The following is a 776-nucleotide window of genomic DNA, read 5'->3' as shown; positions in this document are numbered from 1 at the left end:
CGGCGTGTAAAGTGCAAATCTAAATAAAGTGTGCCAAGTGGCGAATAGATAAACAAAATGCAGTGCCAAGGCCAGATTTCATACAACATGCATTCGCTTTTTGCCTTTCAGTTAATGATGAAGCTGAGTGAGTCGGCAAAGCTTAACGTTTTTGTCGTCGGCGTTTTTATGCCCTATTTGTGCTTTATAAAGGAATTAATCTTGCTTCCACTTCAACTTGTTCAACATGGCAAAGCCCCTCTTCCACTTCTACATCATACGCATACCAGTATTCGTATCCCTCTTTTTGAACGGTAATATTGTAAAAGCCTTCTCGTTCAAGTGCGCCTAACAAGAGCGTAGTAGAATCGCAATCCGTTGATTCTGGGTTTGTAAGCTCTTCTTCATAGCTCGATTCTTGAAGTATGGCACTGGCACCACAAGAAATAGGATCTTCGGTTACGTCATCAATAACAGTTATTGCAATGCCTGGAATAACCTCAGTGGTACAAACAACCCCGTCCTCGCTATCAGAATTACATCCTGCTAATAAGGCTATAGGTATCATAGCTAGAAAGTGCTTCATAAATTCATCCTTAAATTAATAGTAGGCTTCCGAAAGTTCTTTTCTTTTTATAAATCAATAGCTGACTATAAAACATACATCAAATGTAATATAAGATCATGCGCTTTATTAAAGACATAAAAAACCGCAACAATGTGCGGGTTCTTAGAACTTGGCGGAGAGGGAGGGATTCATTCGATTTTCTTTCACCCATAAAAAAACCCGCAGCAAT

General features: G+C 39.3%; 1 protein-coding gene. It reads right to left on the bottom strand.

What is annotated here, in order from left to right; genetic code table 11:
• Positions 1 to 184: 184 nt before the first annotated feature.
• Complete coding sequence (locus J8L84_RS20180; RefSeq protein WP_211072270.1) at positions 185 to 565, bottom strand: hypothetical protein; 381 nt, start codon at positions 563 to 565, stop codon at positions 185 to 187.
• Between the last annotated feature and the right edge of the window lie 211 nt (positions 566 to 776).

The sequence above is a fragment of the Alteromonas sp. MMG017 genome (assembly GCF_018100795.1).
Classification (GTDB): Bacteria; Pseudomonadota; Gammaproteobacteria; order Enterobacterales; family Alteromonadaceae; genus Alteromonas.
This window is presented reverse-complemented; position numbering and strand designations above follow the sequence as displayed.

Bases quoted from the DNA above. Each gene is read 5' to 3' on its own strand.
- J8L84_RS20180 (WP_211072270.1), bottom strand. From the start codon at position 565: ATGAAGCACTTTCTAGCTATGATACCTATAGCCTTATTAGCAGGATGT.